Below are 1,201 nucleotides of genomic sequence, written 5' to 3'. Positions count from 1 at the left end.
ACCACTGCCATCCAAAATATTCGGTTATGTATGCACCTATAACAAGGCCTATTCCAGCACCAACGGCAAAGGTCGCACTCATTATCCCCTGTGCAAGTGCAAGTTCCCTTTTTGGAACAACATCATTAATTATGGCATATGCCAGTGGAAACATGCCAAATCCAATGCCCTGTATGACCCTTATTGCTATGAGCTCGTCCAGTGTGGTGGCAAATCCACCAAATGATACTGCAATGGCATATATCAGTGAAAGGATTAGAAAAACCTTTCTTTTTCCAAAAACGTCACCGAGCTTTCCAAATATTCCTGCTGCAACTGTTCCTGTAATAATATATGCAGTTATCACCCATGAAACATTATCGTATGTGGTATCAAAAAATTTTATAAAAACCGGGATTGCAGGCACTATCATGGTTTCAACATATACAATTAAGGTACCCGCAAATGCCATGAGGCCGAGTATTATACCTGAATCTCTGTTTTTTGTTGTTATCATGTCGAAATAGACATGTCTAAAAAGTATAAATACTTAACCAGTAAACAATTAAAAAAAATAAATTATTTTTATAATAATTATAATGATACAATTATAATGATTATTATGAATGCAATTATCATATAAACCATATAATAGCTTATTGAGCTGTTCATGATCCTGTATCCAATATATCTTGCACCATTTCTAAAATCCCTGGCGATTTTTATCATTGCAAACCAGAATATGTCCACAGTTTCCATACCTGAGTTTTTATTACCTGTTTTTAATATTCTTTTTAAAATTAGTCTTATGCCACTGGAATATGAAAATGATGTGTACCCATCAAAATCTGATACACCATTGTTCCATGGCATAACCTTTCTGGTCTTCGGTTTTCCAAAAATTGCATATGTAAGCAATGAAAATATGATTATTAATACTAAAATATAAAATGGTGTTACCAGCCCAAAATCATTTTCATTAAATTTTGATTCTATCATAAATCCATTAAAAACCAGAACTTCAGGTATGCCAGATAAAAATTCTGGTTTAATAAATATTACGGATACAGCAAAAAGTAATATCAGCAAGAGACCGGTGGCAAGGACTGTATACGTTTTAAGATCATTTTTTTCTATTTTCTCATCATGTTTATCACTAAAATAATAAATTTTAAACATTGCAGCTGTGGCAAAACCCTCGCCGATGGCAAGTACAGAACCA

Annotated in this window: 1 protein-coding gene and 1 pseudogene; both read right to left on the bottom strand. The window is 33.5% G+C overall.

Annotated features, from left to right (window positions below; translation table 11 throughout):
• The coding region (locus AOG54_RS03805) for an MFS transporter (RefSeq protein WP_156324190.1) at positions 1–496 on the bottom strand (496 nt) is incomplete at its 3' end.
• Positions 497–573: 77 nt separating this feature from the next.
• Positions 574–1,201, bottom strand: a pseudogene (locus AOG54_RS09895) (hypothetical protein); the annotation flags it as partial.

The organism is Acidiplasma aeolicum (assembly GCF_001402945.1).
Taxonomy (GTDB): Archaea; Thermoplasmatota; Thermoplasmata; order Thermoplasmatales; family Thermoplasmataceae; genus Acidiplasma; species Acidiplasma aeolicum.
This window is presented reverse-complemented; position numbering and strand designations above follow the sequence as displayed.